Consider the following 17,574-nt stretch of genomic DNA (forward strand, 5'->3'; position numbering starts at 1 on the left):
TGATGGCACGCGCGACCGAAGTCCTGCGCAAGGGGCACTGGGCCCCGGCTAAGGCGACCGACCGGGTAACGCTGGATTACCAGGACCGGCATCGCCGCCGCATCCATCTCACCTGCGACGGAGGGACGGAATTCCTGCTCGATCTGCCCCAGGCGACCGTGTTGGAAGATGGTGACGGGCTGTTGCTCGAAGACGGCCGCAAGATCGTGGTGACGGCCAAGGACGAACCGCTTTTGGAGATCGAAGCAGATCAGCACGCCCTGCTACGGGCCGCTTGGCATATCGGCAATCGGCATCTTGCCGCCGAACTGACGCCGACCTGTATCCGCATTCTCTATGACCATGTGCTCGAAGACATGCTGAAGGGGCTTGGCCTTTCGCCCGTGAAGGTCGAGAAGCCTTTCCGGCCGGAGGGCGGGGCCTATAGCTCACGCGGCGGGCATGGGCACAGCCATCACGATCATCACGACCATGAACACGATCACCACCATGGGCATCACCACTGATGATCGCAGGTCTCACCCGTCTGCTGACATGGCTGTCACCCGCCTATCCGGTCGGGGCCTTCAGCTATAGCCATGGCATCGAATGGGCGGTGGAGACGGGGCGCGTCGTCACATGGCAGCAGGCCGCCGATTATATCGCGACGGTCCTGGTTGACGGCGCCGGATGGAACGACTCGATCCTACTGGCCGAGGCGCATCGGGCAACAGAGATGGGAGATTGGCCTGCTGTCGATCATCTGATCGATCTGGGGGCGGCTTGGCGCTCCACATCCGAAACGGCGCTTGAATCCCGCCAGCAGGGCAAGGCCTTCCTCGACATCACCCGCAAGACATGGCCGGATCCTGCGCTCGAAGCCCTGGCGGGGCTGGTTGACGGCAGGCCGCTGGCTTATCCGATTGCACTGGGGGTAGCGGCTGCTCCGCATCTGCCGCTTGCCGTCATGCTTCCTGCCTATCTGACGGCTTTTGCCGGGAACCTGATTTCGGCGGCAGTGCGGTTAGTGCCGCTGGGCCAGACCGATGGTCAGCGCATCCAGGCATCCCTGGAGAAGAAGATTGCCGAGGTCGCCCATGAGGCATCCCTGGCCAGCCTCGACGATCTGGGCAGCGCGGCGCCGCTGCTCGATATCGCGTCGATGGCCCATGAAACTCAACATACGAGGTTGTTTCGGTCATGAGCGTATCCTCCAACGGTCCACTGCGTGTCGGCATCGGCGGCCCGGTCGGGTCTGGCAAGACGGCCCTGGTCGAGCGGCTGTGCAAACATATGCGTCAGGCCTACGACCTCGCCGTCGTCACCAACGACATTTATACCCGTGAAGATGCGGAGTTTCTGACCCGCGCGGGTGCCTTGGATGCCGACCGGATCACCGGCGTGGAAACCGGCGGCTGTCCCCATACGGCGATCCGGGAAGACGCCTCGATCAACCTCGTCGCGGTTGAGGAGATGTGCGGCAAGTTCCCCAGCCTGGAACTGATCTTCATCGAAAGCGGCGGCGATAATCTGGCCGCCACCTTCTCGCCGGAACTCGCCGACCTTACGGTCTATGTCATCGATGTGTCGGCAGGCGACAAGATCCCCCGCAAGGGCGGGCCGGGTATCACGCGCTCCGATCTGCTGGTGATCAATAAGACGGATCTGGCGCCGCTTGTCGGTGCGGACCTGTCGGTGATGGACCGCGATGCCAAGAAGATGCGGGGCGAGCGGCCCTTCATCTTCTCCAACCTCAAGAAACTGGACGGTGTCGAAGCCGTTGCGAAATTCATCGTTGAGCGCGGTGGCTTGCCCGTCCGCACGACCGCCTAAATCGGAGGATACTATGCGTCGTCTTGCACTCGCCGCCGCGCTTGCTCTTGTCGCCGGTCCCGCCCTGGCCCATACCGGCCATTCCGAGGGAGGGTTCATCGACGGCTTGTCACACCCGATCTTCGGCCTTGATCACGTGCTGGCGATGGTGGCCGTTGGCCTTTGGGCAGCACAGCTGCATCTCAGCAACGCCAAGGCTCTCTGGTCGCTGCCTGTCGCCTTCATGACTGCTATGGCCATTGGGGCGGGTGTATCCCTTGCTGGAATCGGGATTCCTCTGGTGGAAGCCGGCATAACCGGCTCCATCGTCGTACTCGGACTGGCCGTTGCCATCGGCCGTCAGCTCCCCACCACCGTTGCTATGGCTGTCGTCGGTGCCTTCGCCCTGTTCCATGGCCATGCCCACGGCACCGAGATGCCCGAGCTGGCGGCGCCCACGCTTTATGGTCTTGGTTTCCTGATTGCAACCGGCGCACTGCATCTGGTCGGTGTTTTCGGCGGTCTGGCTGCCACGCGGCTTTCGGGGATCGTTCTGCGAACTGCCGGTGGGCTCGTGGCTTTGACAGGCCTGGCGCTATTTGCCGCCTAGATGAAAGAAGGCGTCGCGGGGGCGGCTGACCAGGCTCTCCCCGCCGTCTATCGCCAGGATCGATCCGGTCATGGCGGGGGTGTCCAGAATGAACTGCACCCCGCTCGCGATCTCTTCAGGCGTCGAAGAATAACCCAGCGGGGCAGCAGCCTGGGCCTGGGCAAACCTTTCAGGGGTCTGCTTGCCGCTGATCAAGGTCAAGCCCGGCGCAATGCCATTGACGCGGATCTTCGGGGCTAGCCCCATCGCCAGCATGGTCGTCAGCCCCTGGAGCGCTACTTTCCCCATCGTATAGCTGATGAAGTCCGGGTTTAGCTGCAGCACCTTCTGATCCAGGATATTCACGATCACAGCGCCATCCGGTGCCTGGGCCGCGAAATGTTTCGACAGGAAAAGCGGGGCGGCGGCATTGACCTGGATATTCTGGTGCCAGCTTTCCCAGGTCACGCGATGAATATCGTCGTTGGTAAAGGTCGAGGCGTTGTTGATCAGCACGTCGAGTGGCCCGAAGCAGGTGGCGGCCTTGGCAATCAATGTATCGACGTCGGCCTCATTCGACAGGTCTGCCTGTACGACGGCGGCATTGGTGCCGATTTCCGCAGCAACCGCATCAGCCTCGTTGCGTGACGCGTGACAGTGTATGACGACGCGAGCGCCATTGGCGGCTAAGCGCTTGGCTATGGCGGCACCAATTCGGCGACCCGCTCCGGTGACAAGAGCTGTTCTTGAACTCATAGGAAGTGGGGATACCATAGGGGGAGGGCGATGGAAATGGTCTCGCGCGTCGTCTTGACCTTGTGCGGCGTTCGGCCTATATCCGGCACTCCATGATGACCAGCCGAAGCCCGATAGCCGCCATTCATGGCGCCGATGACATGCCATCGCCGCGCAGAGGCATGCATCGCATGTTTATTCGAGACTTGGTTCTGATGGCAAACATTGGTGCCTACGCTCACGAACATGGTGCGGCGCAGCGAATTCGGATCAATGTCGATCTAATGGTAATGGATAACCAGGCGTTCCTGACCGACCGGTTGGAGGATGTCGTGAGTTACGATACCCTGGCTCAGCGTATCCGTGCGATCGTCGCGAGCGGTCATGTGAATCTTGTGGAGACGCTGGCTGAGCGTATAGCGGCGGCCTGCTTGGTCGATTATCGGGTGAGAGTCGCTCGCATTCGCGTTGAAAAGCTTGACATCATGCCAGATACGGGTGGTGTCGGAATTGAGATCGAGCGCGTCGCTAGCGGAGCCTGATCACCCGCCAAAGCGCTACCCCTGTCAAGGCTATTTGTTCACAGCCCTGCTGAATCTCTGTCAAGGGTTTTGATAGCGATTGGTGCCTTAAGCGTCGCTTTTATCTGAAGGAGTCTTTGAACCTGGGTGGCTTGTAAAGGCAAGCAAAAACAATAGGTTAATTCTTGTGCCTTAAAAATGGGCATTGCGCCAAGACCCTAGGGTTTGCCACAATTCCACCTAGATGACACTCTCCTTGCCCACAGAGTTATCCACAGGTTCGGTGGATTGTCGCGGTATCCCTCGCCATCCCATTGAGTCATCACGATTTCCGTTTCATGACAGCTAAAAATGGTTAAAGAAACTGCTTTATCATTGACAGGCGAACAAACCGCCGAGGAGCCAGTTGTCTCCTTTGATCGTGGGGCGGCGGTAATCATTTCTGTGGTGGAAACCCTGTCGGGGAACCCTGGCGTTTACCGAATGATGAATCGCGAAGGCGATGTTCTGTATGTCGGTAAGGCGCGCAATTTGAAACGCCGCGTCGCCAACTATACAAGCTACGGAAATCTGTCGAACCGCATTCGTCGCATGGTATCGGAAACGGCTTCTATGGAAGTCGTTACCACGCATACCGAGGTCGAAGCGCTTCTTCTGGAATCCAATCTGATCAAAAAGCTGGAGCCGCGCTACAATGTCTTGCTGCGCGACGACAAAAGCTTCCCGCATATTCTTTTAACCGGTGACCATCCCTTTCCACAAATCACGAAACATCGCGGGGCAAGATCGCAAGCTGGCGATTACTTCGGGCCATTTGCGGCGGCTGGTGCCGTCAATTCCACCATCATTGCACTGCAGCGAGCGTTCCTGTTGCGAAACTGTAGCGACGCCATTTTTTCGGCCCGTACGCGCCCTTGTCTGCAATATCAGATCAAGCGTTGCTCAGCCCCGTGTGTCGACCGGATCAGCGCAGAGGATTATCGCGCCCTGGTCGATCAGACGAAGAGTTTCCTCTCCGGCCATAGCCGCGAGGTACAGGACGATCTTGTCGCCAAGATGCAGGCGGCGTCTGACGAGATGGATTTCGAGCAGGCGGCAAAGTTCCGCGACCGTATCCGGGCGCTGACGGCCATCCAGGCCCATCAGGAGATCCATATCGAAGGGGTGGGGGACGCGGACATCATCGCCCTGCATCAGGCGGGTGGTCAGACCTGCATCCAGGTCTTCTTCTTCCGGGGCGGCACCAACTTCGGCAATCGCGCCTATTTCCCCGCTCATGACAAGACTCTGGCGACGGACGAGATTTTGGCGGCCTTCCTGGGGCAGTTCTATGCCGACAAACAGCCCTCGCCGCTGTTGCTGCTCTCCGAAGAGCCAGCAGAGGCCGAATTGTTGTCCGAGGCTTTGTCGGTACGGGCGGGGCGCAAGGTGCAACTGCATGCCCCTAAGCGTGGCGACAAGCGGGCTGTGCTGGAGCATGCGCTGACCAACGCCCGCGAGGCCCTAGGACGGCGGCTGGCGGAAAGCTCCTCCCAGCGGCGGTTGCTGGAGGGGGTACAGGCGCTGTTCGAACTGGCCGAGGTGCCGGAACGGATCGAGGTTTATGACAACAGTCATATCCAGGGCACAAACGCGTTGGGTGGCATGATCGTCGCCGGGCTTGAAGGCTTCACCAAGACGGCCTACCGCAAATTCAACATCAAGGGGGATATCGCGCCCGGTGACGACTACGCCATGATGCGCGAGGTTCTGACCCGCCGCTTTGGGCGCCAGATCAAGGAAGACCCTGAGCGCTCCGGTTCAGGCTGGCCCGATCTGGTGATGATTGATGGCGGCGAGCAGCAGCTTAAAGTGGCTATCGAGGTGCTGGAGGAACTGGACCTTTCCGATCTGGCCGTTGTCTCTATCGCCAAGGGGCCGGATCGCGATGCCGGGCGGGAGAAGTTCTTCCTGCCCGGCAAGGCGCCTTTCCAATTGGAGCCCAAGGATCCGGTGCTCTATTTCCTGCAGCGCTTGCGAGACGAAGCTCATCGTTTTGCCATCGGCAGCCACAGGGCGCGGCGCCAGAACGCAATGTCCCGTTCAGAACTTGATGAGGTCCCGGGAATAGGCGCTGCACGACGCAAGGCACTGCTTCTGCACTTCGGGTCGGTCAAGGCGATCAAGCGAGCAGGCTTGGCGGACTTGGAAAAGGTGCCGGGTATCAGTTCGTCAGTGGCCCAAAAGGTCTATGGTTTTTTTCATCATGATTAAGGGCTTACAAAGGCCCCGGATCTATTGGGGAATCAATGTTCAGTCCTTGGCGTAGAGCTGTGCGCACATAGGATTCGGTCATCATTGCCAGATCCTGTGCCCAAAACAACTTAAGCGAAGGATTCGCCAGCAGGTCCTGGTCGGTGGTTACAGTAAACCACATCGACGTGTACCACTCCGAGTCGCACCGGACGGGCTCAAAATTGGTTGAGAAACCAAGCTTATCGATACTGCCGAAAGTAAATTTGAAGACCTGACTCTGTAACCATGCGGAATAGGCGATGGCAAGGGCTTGCTCGGTCGGATCATCTTCGATCGATTCATAATGCTCGGTATTATGCTTCCGCCAATCCACAAAACTGGGGTTGAGAAAATCGTTCTTGAGCCAATAGATGGCGAAGATCCGATAGACATTAAGACCGCACCAGAGTTTGAAGCGGATTTCCGTTCCATTTTGATCGATGAATTTTCCTGAATAGATCCTGCCAAAGATATCTCGCTTTTGTGAGTTTGGCTGACCATCTGATGGTTTATCGAGTTTGAAGAAGTGAAAATTCTGATGCCTGTCGTCGGTGATTGACACCTGTTCCAGTGCTTCGGCCACAGTTATGTCGAGGAAGTCGTTTGCCTGGCCGCGAATAACTTTGATACCGGCGTCGCGCTCGGAATAGATCGCTATGGCACCGACGAGGATCGCGCCGCAGGTCAGTTGGGCGAGGGATAGGCAGAATAGAATTGTATCTGTCTTATCTTCCGTCAGGACAAGGACGATGGACACGAACAAGGAAGCTAAGAAAAGTGTGATCAGAAGCCCGGTCAGTGCTATTTTGATCTTGGACGGTAAATAGATAATATTTTTCGATTCGATCATCTTAGCGTCCTATGTCCTGATGTAGACTATTGAAGCTGAGCCCGCAATCTATCGTCAGCGTTTGCCCGGTGATCGATTGATTGTTCAGAAGAAAACTCACTGCATCTACGACGTCTTCAAGCTTTGCTGAACGCTTGAGGGGAGTTCTCTTGCTTTTCTCCTGGAATTCCTCGTCGCTTTGTCCGGGGGCAGGCAACATATAGCCCGGCGCGACTGCATTGACCTGGATTCCGGGAGCGAGCTGGCGTGCCAATATCTGCGTCAGACCGGCCAGGGCATATTTAGACAGTGTGTAAGACAAGTGATCCGGGTTTGGATTGCTAAGCTTGAAGTCCAATATATTGACGATGTTACCCATCAGGTCGTTGGGCAGATGGCGCGCAAAAAGTCGGCACAGCAGAAGCGGTGCATAGACGTTAACGTTCATGTGGTCTTGGAAGGTTTGCAGGGATGCGCTGTCAAGGTCATCCCATTCAAAGCGTGAGGCGCTATTGACCAGGGCGCCAATACGACCGTTGGAAAGGCTCAGGGCTTCTGAAAAGAAGGCATCGATACCTGCCGGGTTCTGAAGGTCCCCTTGGACGGCGACAGCCTTTCGGTTTGCATCGCGGAGCAACTGGAGGGTTTCAGAGGCTTCTTGAGATGACCCCCGGTAGTGAAGGATGACACCCCAGTCGGCTTGAGCTGCAGCCAGGGCGATCTCCCGCCCGAGCCTTACGGCCGATCCGGTAATCAAAAGCCATTTGTCACTTTGCATGATAGGTCTTTTCTAGACTGCCTTCAGGATAAGTTCTGATCGCAAATCGGAGTGCGAGGCAGATTAAGGGGGTGGCTGTGTCAAGGGCAAGCATGCTTGCACGTTGTAGGGCGCCATCTTTTTGCAATATTCGCGCTGTGAGATTGAGTGGTCCTACATCCTCTCGGCTGACATGACCCTGCTTATAATTTCCGCTGCCCGCTCGCCCCTAGGTCAATTCGCCAGGGAGTTTCTGATCTTCGGTCTCAAGCAGGCCTGGGCCTGCCTGTTCGGCGGGGCAATGCTGGCGCTGATCATCGCCACCAAGCTGCTGTGGCAGCCCGATTGGGCGCTGCATCGTTATGACTTTCTGTTCCTGGCGGCTTTTGTTCTCCAAGGGTTGTTGATCCTGGCCAAGCTCGAAAGCTGGCAGGAGGCCAAGGTCATCTTCCTCTTCCACGTGGTCGGCACGGCGATGGAGGTCTTCAAGACGGCTGCAGGATCCTGGATCTATCCCGAGGAGGCCTTCTTCCGGCTTGGCGGTGTGCCGCTCTTTTCGGGTTTCATGTATGCCTGTGTCGGCAGCTATATCGCGCGTGTCACCCGGCTCTTCGATCTGCGCTACAGCCACTATCCGCCTTTCTGGGCAACGGTGGTGCTGGCGGTCCTGATCTATATCAATTTCTTCACTCACCATTATGTGGTGGATATCCGCATCGGATTGTTTGCCTTTGCGGGGGTGCTCTATTGCCGTTGCTGGATCTATTTCACGGTCGATAAGGTGCCGCGTCGCATGCCGCTGCTGCTCTCCACCCTGCTGGTCGCCTTCTTTGTTTGGGTCGGGGAGAATGTGGGCACCAACTCCGGCACCTGGGCATACGCGGGACAAAAGGCGGGCTGGCATCTCGTGTCTTGGGGAAAGCTCGGATCCTGGTTCCTGTTACTGTTTGTGAGCTTCGTTTTGGTTTCGCTGTTCCATCGGCCCGAACCGCCGAATGCCTCCCCCCTTGCAGAGCGCGGCTGACGCACAGAATTAACTAGAACCTATTACATCAGCCTCGCTAAGATGCCGGACCCGGGAGTTTTTAATGACCTATTCGCTGGCCAATATTCTGACCCTGTCGCGCATTGCCGCCATTCCGGCGGTGAGTGTGCTGCTATATGTACAGGGGCCGGTAGGGGCCTGGAGCGCTTGGGCGGTTTACGCCATTGCCTGCGCGACGGATTGGTTGGATGGCTATGTTGCCCGCAACTGGGGGCAGGATTCCGAGTTCGGTAAATTCCTTGACCCGATTGCCGATAAGCTGCTGGTGGCAGCCGTTCTGCTGCTGCTGGTTGCCCAGAATCGCATCGACGGTTGGGCCGTCATCTCAGCGCTTGTCATCCTTTGCCGCGAAATCATGGTGTCGGGCCTGCGGGAGTTCCTGGCCAAGACCGCGATTAGTGTCCCCGTTTCGCGCCTTGCCAAATGGAAGACGGGCATCCAGATGGTCGCCCTCGGTGTCTGTATCGTCGGCCCGTTCGGCCCCTGGGGTATGCCCTGGGTCTTGATCGGCGAGATCGGCCTGGGGATTGCGGCCCTGCTGACTCTGGTCACGGGTTGGGATTATCTGCGTTCGGGTCTGAAGCATATGACCCGTGAGGAAGCTGCGGCGCCGACGCCTTCGAAGCCGGTCGGCAGCGTCGGCTGATCCGACGTGCGGATCCTCTATTTCGCCTGGTTGCGCCGTCAGATTGGCAAGGCTTCGGAGGACATTGTGCTTCCTGCCACCGTCACGACACTTGGCGACCTCGTCACTCATCTCCGGTCTCTCTCCGAAGGGCATGCGGCGGCGCTGGAAGATCTTGAAGGCTTGCGTGCTGCCATCGATCAGGAGTTTGCCGAGTTCGATGCCCCTATCCTGGGCGCGCGGGAGATCGCTCTATTCCCGCCGGTGACCGGTGGCTGATCGCTTCGAGATCCGCGTGCAGGAGGCGGCCTTCGATCCGGGCGCCGAACTGTCTGCCATGACCGACGGTCGCAGCGATATCGGCGGCGTTGCCTGCTTTGTCGGGCTGGTTCGCGATTTCGCCTCCGACGAGGCGGTGACGGCCCTCACTCTTGAGCATTATCCCGGCATGACCGAGAAGCGCCTTGCCGAGATCTGCCGGGAGGCGGTCACCCGCTGGGATCTGACATCCGCTCGGATTGTCCATCGGGTGGGGCGAATGCTGCCGGGCGAGCCGATTGTCCTGACGGCAGCGGCCTCCCCTCATAGGGCAGCCGCTTTCGAGGCCTGCTGGTTCCTGATTGATTGGCTCAAGACCTCCGCCCCCTTCTGGAAACTCGAAGAAACGCCCGATGGCGAACGATGGGTGGATGCAAAGGCTTCGGATGATGCTGCCGCCAATCGCTGGCGGCAGGAATAGTCACCTTTCGGGCCTATTTTCCGCTTCGGTGTTCAGCTACCATAGCAGCCGGGAGAACCGGGCTTAACGTCGACCATAAAAACAGGCGACGACGGCTCGGAAAAAAACAGGCTTCACTAAGGGCTGATAAGAATGAGCGACATAAAAGGGGGCTTTAACCAACTCTTCTTGCGTGAAGAAGAGCTGCGTCAGGCGATGGAGCTGATTTTCTATGCTTATCGCGATTTTACCTGTGAAGCCGACGCCATTCTGGCGAAATCGAATTTCGGCCGCGCCCATCATCGGGTAATCTATTTCGTCGGTCGCTACCCCAACATCACGGTCAGCGATCTGCTGGGTATCCTGAAGATTACCAAGCAGTCGCTCAGTCGTGTGCTGGGGCAGTTGATCGATCAGGAATATATCGCTCAACGCCAGGGACTGCGTGACCGTCGTCAGCGTCTGCTTGAACTTACCCCGAAAGGGCTGGAGCTTGAGCGGCAACTGTCGGAAAATCAGCGCGCGGTTATCGCCCGTGCCTATCGTGGTGCAGGTGCTGCTGCTGTCGAAGGGTTCCGCAAGGTGATGCTGGGGATTATCAACGAGGATGATCGCAAGAGATTCCGCGCCCCATCGCAGCCTGTGCCAGTTTCTGCACCTTCTCGCATGCGGGGAAGCGGCTGAGGCTTGGCGAGCGTTTCCCTAAAATGGTAAGAGTTAATCTCCCGGTAAGGAAATCGGGTTAGTCCAAATCCAGTCACTTGCGAGAACCGCACCTGATCCATGTCTGAAACGACGACGAGCCCTCAGAAAAGCGAAGCGGGAGAAGAGCAGCGCGTGGCGATCTGCGCGACTGTCGATGATCTCTATCAGCCCCCTTCGCGCGGAATGATCGGGACTTTGTCGCGTTCGTTTCTGGATCAACTGGTATTGACGCCAACGGAACTGCTGCATTCTTCGCGCCATCAATTGCGCCTTGAAAGCGCGGGTACCTTGATGCGCGATATCATGGAACGTGCTGCGGTTGCCCAGGGACGGGCGTTGGGCATGCCGACGCGCGACCGGGCCCGGGATCTTCAGAAGCTGCTGGACGAGGGCGGGACCTTTATCCGCGAAGTGGAAAAGGGCGAGCCGCCGGCCGAACTATCTGCGGGTAAGTTCGCCGCTTCGGTGCAGCGTCTTTCCTCCGGAGTTTCGGCCGACAAGGCCAGCATGCGCATCAACCGTATGCTGACCGAATATCTGATCACTTGCCGGACCTGGGTAGATAAGCTCGATAAGGTCATGGCGTTGGCTCAGGAAGTCGGAAATGGTCCGGACCTGAAATGGATCGATGCGCTGTTGGCCGAACTGCTGATCAGCGATATGGGCCAGGATACGATCTTCGGTCGCCGCCTCTCGCTTGAGGATCGGATCGATGATCTGATCGATACCCTGAAGCAGCAGTATCCCAGCCGCGACAAGATCGGCGAGCCGCTGCCGATGGCCGCGACGTTCCAGAAGCTTATGCTGGCACTCGACCTGCCGGAAACTAAGGCTGCGCTCGAAGTTGCCATCGTGCAGACGCTCGCGTCGCGTAATCCGCTGGCTGCCGCCGATATGGTCCATGAGCTCAAAGCCACCCATGGGATCCTGATGCGCCTGCGCATGGGCGAGCGGATCCTGGGGGGGCGCCGATCGCTCGAATATGTCGACAAGCGGATGCAGCGCATCCTGACCGAAGAAAATGTGGCGGATTATATCCGCTCGGCCTCGACCCTTGGTGACCGTATCCTGGCGGTGCTGGAGCTGTATTCTGTCACCTTCGGTCCGCGTAACAAGCGGCTGCTTGAAGGGCATCTGCAGCGCTATTTCGCGGACGAGGATTTCCACCGACGCCTGCTGGTGGGCGAGGGAACGGGCGTGCACAAGGTGCGTCTGGTGACCAACCTCTATCAGGCCATCGTCGCCGCTCCGCTGGAGCGCGGCATGAAGGTCGAGTTGGCCGGGCGCATGGCGCAGGTTCAGGCCGATTATATTGTCGAGAGCAAGTTCTTCGCCAATCTCGACAAGCAGTTTCCAACGGTCGCCCGCAAGGCGATGGCCTTGATCGATCTGGTGCGCGAGGGGATTTTCATCCCCGGCGACAATGTCGAGCGTGCCAAGCTGGTCGTGAAGCACTACCTCAATAAGCCTGATTTCATCGATAAGTTCCTCGAAGGCATTCCGGCGGCACCCGCGCGTGACGCACATCTGGCGCAATTGCGTCAGAAACTGGGGGAATTGGATATTCCGATGCCCGCCAAGAGGTAGCGATGCAACTGGCCGCCGATGCGAAACACCTGCTGGTCGTCGATGACGATGCCCGCCTGCGCTCGCTGCTCAGCCGTTTTCTGACCGAGAGTGGCTTTCGGGTAATAGCCGCAGGTGATGCCGATGAGGCTGCATCCCATCTGCAATCCTTGGCCATAGATCTCATTGTGCTGGACGTGATGATGCCCGGTATTAATGGCATCGATTTCGCCCGCCGCTTAAGGGGGCAGGGCAGTACGACTCCGATCTTGCTGTTGACCGCGAGAGGCGAGGTTGGGGATCGCATCGCCGGATTGGAAGCCGGCGCCGATGATTATCTTTCCAAGCCCTTCGAGCCGCGTGAGTTGCTGCTGCGGATCAATGCCATCCTGAAGCGAGCGGTACCGGTGCTGCTCGAAACTTCCCGTGACGAGCCCATCCGTATGGGCGAAGTGACTTTCGACCGCCAACGTAACCTGCTTCTGCGAGAAGATGCGCCCATTCACTTAACCCAGGCTGAGGCGAGCCTATTGGCTGCTTTGGCGGCGAAGGCGGGCGAAGTCGTGACGCGCGAAGATCTATTGGAAACGGGCATTACGCCTGGGCAGGAACGCACCATCGATGTGCAGGTGACGCGCCTGCGCAAGAAGATCGAGCCAGACCCCCGCCTGCCGCGCTATCTGCAGACGGTACGAGGGCGAGGCTATGTCCTCCAGCCGGACTGATAAGATAGCATCTCCGGGTGGGGCGCCCGATCTCGGTGAGCCGTTGAAGCCCCGGTTGCGCCCATGGTCTATCAAGCGGTTTGTGCCCCGCGGGCTTTTCGCCCGCTCGCTCCTGATCATCGTGGCCCCTTTGGTCCTGCTACAGGTCATCGCAACCTGGGCTTTCTTCGATCAGCATCTTTCCACCGTCAGCCGCCGTCTGGCCCAGGCGGTCGCGGGCGATATCGCCGTCGCGATTCAGCTATGGAATGGCGCCAAGGACGATGCCGATCGTCAGGCTGCGCTCGATCAGGTGGGAAGCGCCCTCTGGATGCCGCTGCGGTTTGAGCCCGATGCCATTTTATCGAATGAGGGCAATCGCAGAAGCTCCTATGTGTCCCGAACAATGGCCGATGCGGTCAGGGAAATGGTGCGCCGACCTGCCGAAATTGACGATACCAATGGCGAGCGCGTGCATATCGCGGTCCAACTCCCGAACGGCATTCTGCACGCCAACGTTTCACGCAAGCGCCTGTTCAGTGCGTCTGCCTATGCATTTGTCCTCTGGATGGTCGGTTCTTCTTTCATCCTGTTGACTGTCGCCGGACTTTTTATGCGCAACCAGATCCGCCCGGTACAGCGTTTGGCGGATGCGGCCGAACGTTTCGGCAAAGGGCAGGGCGTTGGAGCCTTCAAACCGGAAGGGGCGCTGGAAATTCGCCGCGCTTCCATCGAGTTCCTGCGAATGCGTGAGCGTATCCAGCGTCAGATACACCAGCGAACCGAGATGCTGGCCGGGGTCAGTCATGACCTGCGTACCCCCCTGACGCGTCTGAAGCTGGAACTGGCCATGCTCGGCGCATCTAATGATCTTGAAGCCGCGAAGGCCGATCTTGTCGAGATGGAAGGCATGCTCGACGCCTATCTCGCCTTTGTGCGCGGGGAGGGCGGCGAAGAGTCTGAAGAGGTCGATCTCGTGGATCTGATCCAGGATCTGGCAGCCGCCTATCGTCGCTCGGGTGGGGAGATTACGTTGGATCTGCCAGAGAGCCTGCGCATGGTGCTGCGGCCCATGGCCATCGGCCGCGCGATCACCAATCTGGTGGGGAATGCCGGAAAATATGCCCGACGTTCGGTTGTTCTGTCAGTTCAGACCCAGGGGGGATCTGCTCTTATCCACGTGGATGACGATGGCCCCGGCATTCCCGAACATCAGATCGAGGAGGTCTTCAGACCCTTCCGTCGCTTGAGCGAAGCTCGCACGCTCGATGGCTCCGCTTCGGTTGGTCTCGGACTAACCATCACACGCGATCTGGTGCGTGGGCATGGTGGCGATGTGCTGCTGGGCAAAAGCCCGCTCGGCGGATTGCGCGCGACCATCCGGTTGCCGCTTTAAGCGGTCGATGGGCTTAAAGAAAAATCCCGGCGCGAAGGCCGGGATTCTAACGTCAGTGCGGAAGCCGTCTTAGGCTGCCACCGTCACTATAGCCTCTCGCGAGCGGGGAAGTCCGAAGGCTTCCCAGACAGCATCCAGCGACGCGACCAGATGGTCGATCATCTCATCGGTATGCAGCGGGCCGGGTGTGATACGGATGCGTTCTGTGCCGCGCGGCACAGTCGGATAATTGATCGGCTGCACATAGATGTTGAAGTCGCTGAGCAGTTTGTCCGTCACCTGTTTGCAGATGGCGGCATCGCCCACCAGCACCGGGACGATATGGCTGGGGTTGGCGATGACGGGGATTTCCAGTTCCGCGAGACGGCGCTTTACCTGGGCGACGCGGTCCTGCTGGGCTGCGCGTTCCTTGTTCGAGGCCATCAGATGTTCGATCGAGGCGCGGGCACCGGCAGCGATCACCGGCGGCAGCGCCGTGGTGAAGATGAAACCGGGGGCCGAGGAACGGATGAAATCGATGGTGGCCTTGCTACCTGCGATATAGCCGCCGACCATGCCGAAAGCCTTGCCGAGCGTACCCTGAATAATGTCGATGCGATGTTGCACACCATCACGCTGGGCGACACCGCCGCCCTGGCCGCCATACATACCGACCGCATGAACTTCATCAAGATAGGTGAGGGCGCCGTATTTTTCGGCCAGCTCGCAATAGCCTTCGATGGGGGCGATGTCGCCGTCCATGGAATAGACGCTCTCGAAGGCCAGGATCTTGGCGCGGTCCTTCGGCAGGGCCGCCAGCTTGGCTTCGGCGTCGGCCAGATCGTTATGCTTCAGGATGATCTTCTCGGCGCGGCTGTGACGCACACCTTCGATCATCGAATTATGATTCAGCGCATCCGACAGGATCACGCAGCCCGGCAGCAGGCGGCCGAGGGTCGAGAGCGTGGTTTCGTTCGCGACATAGCCCGAGGTGAAAACCAGGGCCGCTTCCTTGCCATGAAGAGTGGCCAGCGCCTCTTCCAGCAGGACATGTTCGTGTGTGGTGCCTGCAATATTGCGGGTGCCGCCAGCGCCGGTACCAAAGCGTTCGATCGCTTCATGCATGGCGGCGCGCACAGCCTTGTGCTGCCCCATGCCAAGATAATCGTTCGAGCACCAGACGGTGACTTCGCGGGCCTGATTGGGGCCGCTGCGATGAAGGGCGGTGGGGAAGTTATCGACCTGACGCTCCAGATCTGCAAAGACGCGATAGCGGCCTTCGTCCTTAAGCGCGGCGATGCTCTTCGAGAAATAGGCTTCGTAATCCATTCCGACCTCTTCCAAAGCAGCCCCTTTCAATAGGGTGCTTTATTTTGTGGCCACTGTAACACGCCTGGCACCGTCGGGCAGCCTGGAAATGCCGCCTCCGGCGATCTGTCGCAGAAGAAGCCTTTTTCTGGATGTTTTATTGTAGATTTGCATTGAGTTAGATCAATCGAGAACCCCGTTGCAAAGGGGCGAGGACTCCCGCAAGCTGACCGAACGTAAAAGCACTCATGAGTGACGGATCAACCGTCCTGAGGCTTTGGGGGATGGCTTGAAGCTGATCCGTAAAGGACAGCTTTTTCTAGGGAGTCTTGAGACCTATGCGTTGGACATCTGCTCTTCTTGCGACTGCTGCGCTGACGATGGTGCCGCTTGTCGCGCCTTCCGCGAAGACCTTCAAATGGATCAACGACGGCGATGTCGTCTCGATGGATCCCACCTATTTCAATGAAACCTTCCTGCTGGGTTTCATGCAGAATATCTATGAGCCGCTGGCCCGCCGCTCGAAGACGCTTGAACTTGAGCCTGCGCTCGCAACCAAGTGGGAACAGGTGGATCCCAAGACCTGGCGGTTCACCCTGCGTCAGGGCGTCAAGTACCATGGTGGCGAGAGCTTCACCGCCGATGACGTCGTCTTTTCGCTGGAACGCGCCCGCATGGACGGGTCGGACGTGAAGTCCAAGCTCGCGTCCATCGACACCATCAAGAAGGTGGATGACTTCACTGTAGACCTGATCACCAAGGTGCCGGATCCCCTGCTGCCGGGTCAGCTGGGAACCGTGTTCATTCTGTCCAAGCAGTGGGCGGAAAAGAACAATGCCATGAAGCCGACCGACGTGAAGAAGAAGGAAGAGGGCTTCATCACGCGCAACGCCAATGGCACTGGCCCCTTCCAGCTCGTGACCCGCGAGCCGGGCGTACGCACCACCCTGAAGGCAAATGCTGCTTGGTGGGATAAGCCTGAACATAACCTGACCGAAGTCATCTTCGAGCCGGTTCCCCAGGCCTCGACCCGTCTGCAGGCGCTGCTCGCAGGGCAGGCCGACATGGTCTACACGCTGTCGACCCAGGATATCGACCGTGTGAAAAAAGAAGCCAGTCTGAAGATGTACGAAGGTCCGGAAATGCGGACCATCTTCCTCGGTTTCGACCAGAAGCGCGACGAGCTCGAAGGCAGCAACATTAAGGGCAAGAATCCCTTCAAGGATGTCCGCGTCCGTAAAGCTGTCTATCAGGCCATCGACGAGAACGCCATCGTCAGCCGGGTTATGCGTAACGCCGCGACGGCTACCGGTCTGATGGTCGCCCCGACCATCAATGGCTTCGACAAGGAACAGAACGCTCGTTTCCCCTTCGACCCGGAAGCTTCCAAGAAGCTCCTGGCCGAGGCTGGCTATCCCGACGGTTTCGAAGTCCTGATGGACTGCCCGAACGACCGTTATGCCAATGACGAACAGACCTGCCTCGCCATCGTTCCCATGCTCAAGCGTATCGGAATCACCGCGAAGCTGACGGCTCAGTCGAAGGCGACCTACTTCCCGAAGATCCTGGGCCGCAATTCGAGCTTCTATCTGCTCGGTTGGACGCCGGACACCTATGACAGCTACAACGCGCTGTTCAATCTGATGGCAACCCCGGGCGACGGTGGCCGTGGCGCCTTCAACCTCGGCAGCTGGTCGAACGCCAAGTTCGACGAACTGACCGCAAAGGTGCAGTCGGAAACCGATCAGGCCAAGCGCAACGCGATGATCAAGGAAGCCTTCCAGATCCATAAGGACGAGGTCGGCCATATTCCGCTGCATCAGACGTCGCTGGCCTGGGCGGCCAAAAAGAACATCGACCTCGTGCAGGGCCCGGACAATATCTTCCAGTGGCGCTGGGTGAAGGTTAACTAAAAAAATAAGGGTTCGAGTCTAAAACGGCTTATCCGGGTCCATCGCCCCAACCTTGCAAAGGGTTGGGGCGGCGGCTCCAGCGCTGAAGTTTTATCTTCGGCCCGTTTCTTGCTGTCACC

Annotated in this window: 19 protein-coding genes; 15 read left to right on the top strand and 4 right to left on the bottom strand. The window is 58.5% G+C overall.

The window, feature by feature from the left end; genetic code table 11:
- Nucleotides 1–2 precede the first annotated feature (2 nt).
- Genes ureE through ACFSM5_RS16435 form a run of 4 tightly spaced genes read left to right on the top strand, consistent with a single transcriptional unit; the run spans nucleotide 3 to nucleotide 2,401 of the window.
- Nucleotides 3–506, top strand: a complete 504-nt coding sequence (gene ureE, locus ACFSM5_RS16420; protein WP_379877580.1) for an urease accessory protein UreE — start codon at nucleotides 3–5, stop codon at nucleotides 504–506.
- Complete coding sequence (locus tag ACFSM5_RS16425; RefSeq protein ID WP_379877581.1) at nucleotides 506–1,183, top strand: urease accessory protein UreF; 678 nt, start codon at nucleotides 506–508, stop codon at nucleotides 1,181–1,183. Before ureE ends, ACFSM5_RS16425 begins: the two co-directional genes overlap by 1 nt.
- Entirely contained in the window at nucleotides 1,180–1,812 is a 633-nt protein-coding gene (gene ureG / locus ACFSM5_RS16430) for an urease accessory protein UreG (RefSeq protein ID WP_379877582.1), read from the top strand. Before ACFSM5_RS16425 ends, ureG begins: the two co-directional genes overlap by 4 nt.
- Nucleotides 1,813–1,825: 13 nt before the next feature.
- Nucleotides 1,826–2,401 (top strand): HupE/UreJ family protein, encoded by a 576-nt coding sequence (locus tag ACFSM5_RS16435; protein ID WP_379877583.1) that lies wholly within the window; start codon nucleotides 1,826–1,828, stop codon nucleotides 2,399–2,401.
- On the opposite strand, the gene ACFSM5_RS16440 is transcribed toward ACFSM5_RS16435, so the two are convergent.
- Nucleotides 2,387–3,136 carry an SDR family oxidoreductase gene (locus ACFSM5_RS16440; RefSeq protein ID WP_379877584.1) on the bottom strand — a complete coding sequence of 250 codons (750 nt, stop codon included), beginning with the start codon at nucleotides 3,134–3,136 and terminating at the stop codon, nucleotides 2,387–2,389. The genes ACFSM5_RS16435 and ACFSM5_RS16440 overlap by 15 nt on opposite strands.
- 95 nt (nucleotides 3,137–3,231) lie before the next feature.
- On the opposite strand from ACFSM5_RS16440, the gene folB reads away from it, so the two are divergent.
- Complete coding sequence (gene folB, locus ACFSM5_RS16445) at nucleotides 3,232–3,657, top strand: dihydroneopterin aldolase (RefSeq protein WP_379877585.1); 426 nt, start codon at nucleotides 3,232–3,234, stop codon at nucleotides 3,655–3,657.
- A 330-nt stretch (nucleotides 3,658–3,987) separates the two neighbouring features.
- Nucleotides 3,988–5,889 (top strand): excinuclease ABC subunit UvrC, encoded by a 1,902-nt coding sequence (gene uvrC / locus ACFSM5_RS16450; protein ID WP_379877586.1) that lies wholly within the window; start codon nucleotides 3,988–3,990, stop codon nucleotides 5,887–5,889.
- A 4-nt stretch (nucleotides 5,890–5,893) separates the two neighbouring features.
- On the opposite strand, the gene ACFSM5_RS16455 is transcribed toward uvrC, so the two are convergent.
- Together ACFSM5_RS16455 and ACFSM5_RS16460 are read right to left on the bottom strand one after the other, a co-directional pair.
- Complete coding sequence (locus ACFSM5_RS16455; protein ID WP_379877587.1) at nucleotides 5,894–6,760, bottom strand: hypothetical protein; 867 nt, start codon at nucleotides 6,758–6,760, stop codon at nucleotides 5,894–5,896.
- 1 nt (nucleotide 6,761) lies between these two features.
- On the bottom strand, nucleotides 6,762–7,517 hold the full coding sequence (locus tag ACFSM5_RS16460) for an SDR family oxidoreductase (RefSeq protein ID WP_379877588.1): 756 nt from the start codon (nucleotides 7,515–7,517) through the stop codon (nucleotides 6,762–6,764).
- Nucleotides 7,518–7,689: 172 nt separating this feature from the next.
- Between ACFSM5_RS16460 and ACFSM5_RS16465 the strand changes: the two genes are divergently transcribed.
- The 8 genes from ACFSM5_RS16465 (at nucleotide 7,690) to ACFSM5_RS16500 (ending at nucleotide 14,255) form a co-directional block, all read left to right on the top strand.
- Nucleotides 7,690–8,520 (top strand): DUF817 domain-containing protein, encoded by an 831-nt coding sequence (locus ACFSM5_RS16465; RefSeq protein ID WP_379877589.1) that lies wholly within the window; start codon nucleotides 7,690–7,692, stop codon nucleotides 8,518–8,520.
- 64 nt (nucleotides 8,521–8,584) lie between these two features.
- Nucleotides 8,585–9,187 carry a CDP-diacylglycerol--glycerol-3-phosphate 3-phosphatidyltransferase gene (pgsA, locus tag ACFSM5_RS16470; RefSeq protein ID WP_379877590.1) on the top strand — a complete coding sequence of 201 codons (603 nt, stop codon included), beginning with the start codon at nucleotides 8,585–8,587 and terminating at the stop codon, nucleotides 9,185–9,187.
- 6 nt (nucleotides 9,188–9,193) lie between these two features.
- Nucleotides 9,194–9,445: a molybdopterin converting factor subunit 1 gene (gene moaD / locus ACFSM5_RS16475; RefSeq protein ID WP_379877591.1), complete on the top strand. Its 252-nt coding sequence runs from the start codon at nucleotides 9,194–9,196 to the stop codon at nucleotides 9,443–9,445.
- Nucleotides 9,438–9,905 (top strand): molybdenum cofactor biosynthesis protein MoaE, encoded by a 468-nt coding sequence (locus ACFSM5_RS16480; protein ID WP_379877592.1) that lies wholly within the window; start codon nucleotides 9,438–9,440, stop codon nucleotides 9,903–9,905. Before moaD ends, ACFSM5_RS16480 begins: the two co-directional genes overlap by 8 nt.
- A gap of 132 nt (nucleotides 9,906–10,037) precedes the next feature.
- Nucleotides 10,038–10,568, top strand: a complete 531-nt coding sequence (locus tag ACFSM5_RS16485) for a MarR family winged helix-turn-helix transcriptional regulator (protein WP_379877593.1) — start codon at nucleotides 10,038–10,040, stop codon at nucleotides 10,566–10,568.
- Between the two features lie 99 nt (nucleotides 10,569–10,667).
- On the top strand, nucleotides 10,668–12,176 hold the full coding sequence (locus tag ACFSM5_RS16490) for a hypothetical protein (RefSeq protein ID WP_379877594.1): 1,509 nt from the start codon (nucleotides 10,668–10,670) through the stop codon (nucleotides 12,174–12,176).
- 2 nt (nucleotides 12,177–12,178) lie between these two features.
- Nucleotides 12,179–12,880 (top strand): response regulator, encoded by a 702-nt coding sequence (locus ACFSM5_RS16495; protein ID WP_379877595.1) that lies wholly within the window; start codon nucleotides 12,179–12,181, stop codon nucleotides 12,878–12,880.
- A gap of 82 nt (nucleotides 12,881–12,962) precedes the next feature.
- Complete coding sequence (locus ACFSM5_RS16500) at nucleotides 12,963–14,255, top strand: ATP-binding protein (RefSeq protein WP_379877596.1); 1,293 nt, start codon at nucleotides 12,963–12,965, stop codon at nucleotides 14,253–14,255.
- A 69-nt stretch (nucleotides 14,256–14,324) separates the two neighbouring features.
- On the opposite strand, the gene hemA is transcribed toward ACFSM5_RS16500, so the two are convergent.
- Nucleotides 14,325–15,563, bottom strand: coding sequence for a 5-aminolevulinate synthase (gene hemA / locus ACFSM5_RS16505; RefSeq protein WP_379877598.1), 1,239 nt, complete (start codon nucleotides 15,561–15,563; stop codon nucleotides 14,325–14,327).
- Nucleotides 15,564–15,880: 317 nt separating this feature from the next.
- Between hemA and ACFSM5_RS16510 the strand changes: the two genes are divergently transcribed.
- A complete protein-coding gene (locus ACFSM5_RS16510; RefSeq protein ID WP_379877599.1) occupies nucleotides 15,881–17,455 on the top strand; it encodes an ABC transporter substrate-binding protein in 1,575 nt (524 codons plus the stop codon).
- Nucleotides 17,456–17,574 lie beyond the last annotated feature (119 nt).

The sequence above is a fragment of the Lacibacterium aquatile genome (genome assembly GCF_042683105.1).
Taxonomy (GTDB): Bacteria; Pseudomonadota; Alphaproteobacteria; order Elsterales; family Elsteraceae; genus Lacibacterium; species Lacibacterium aquatile.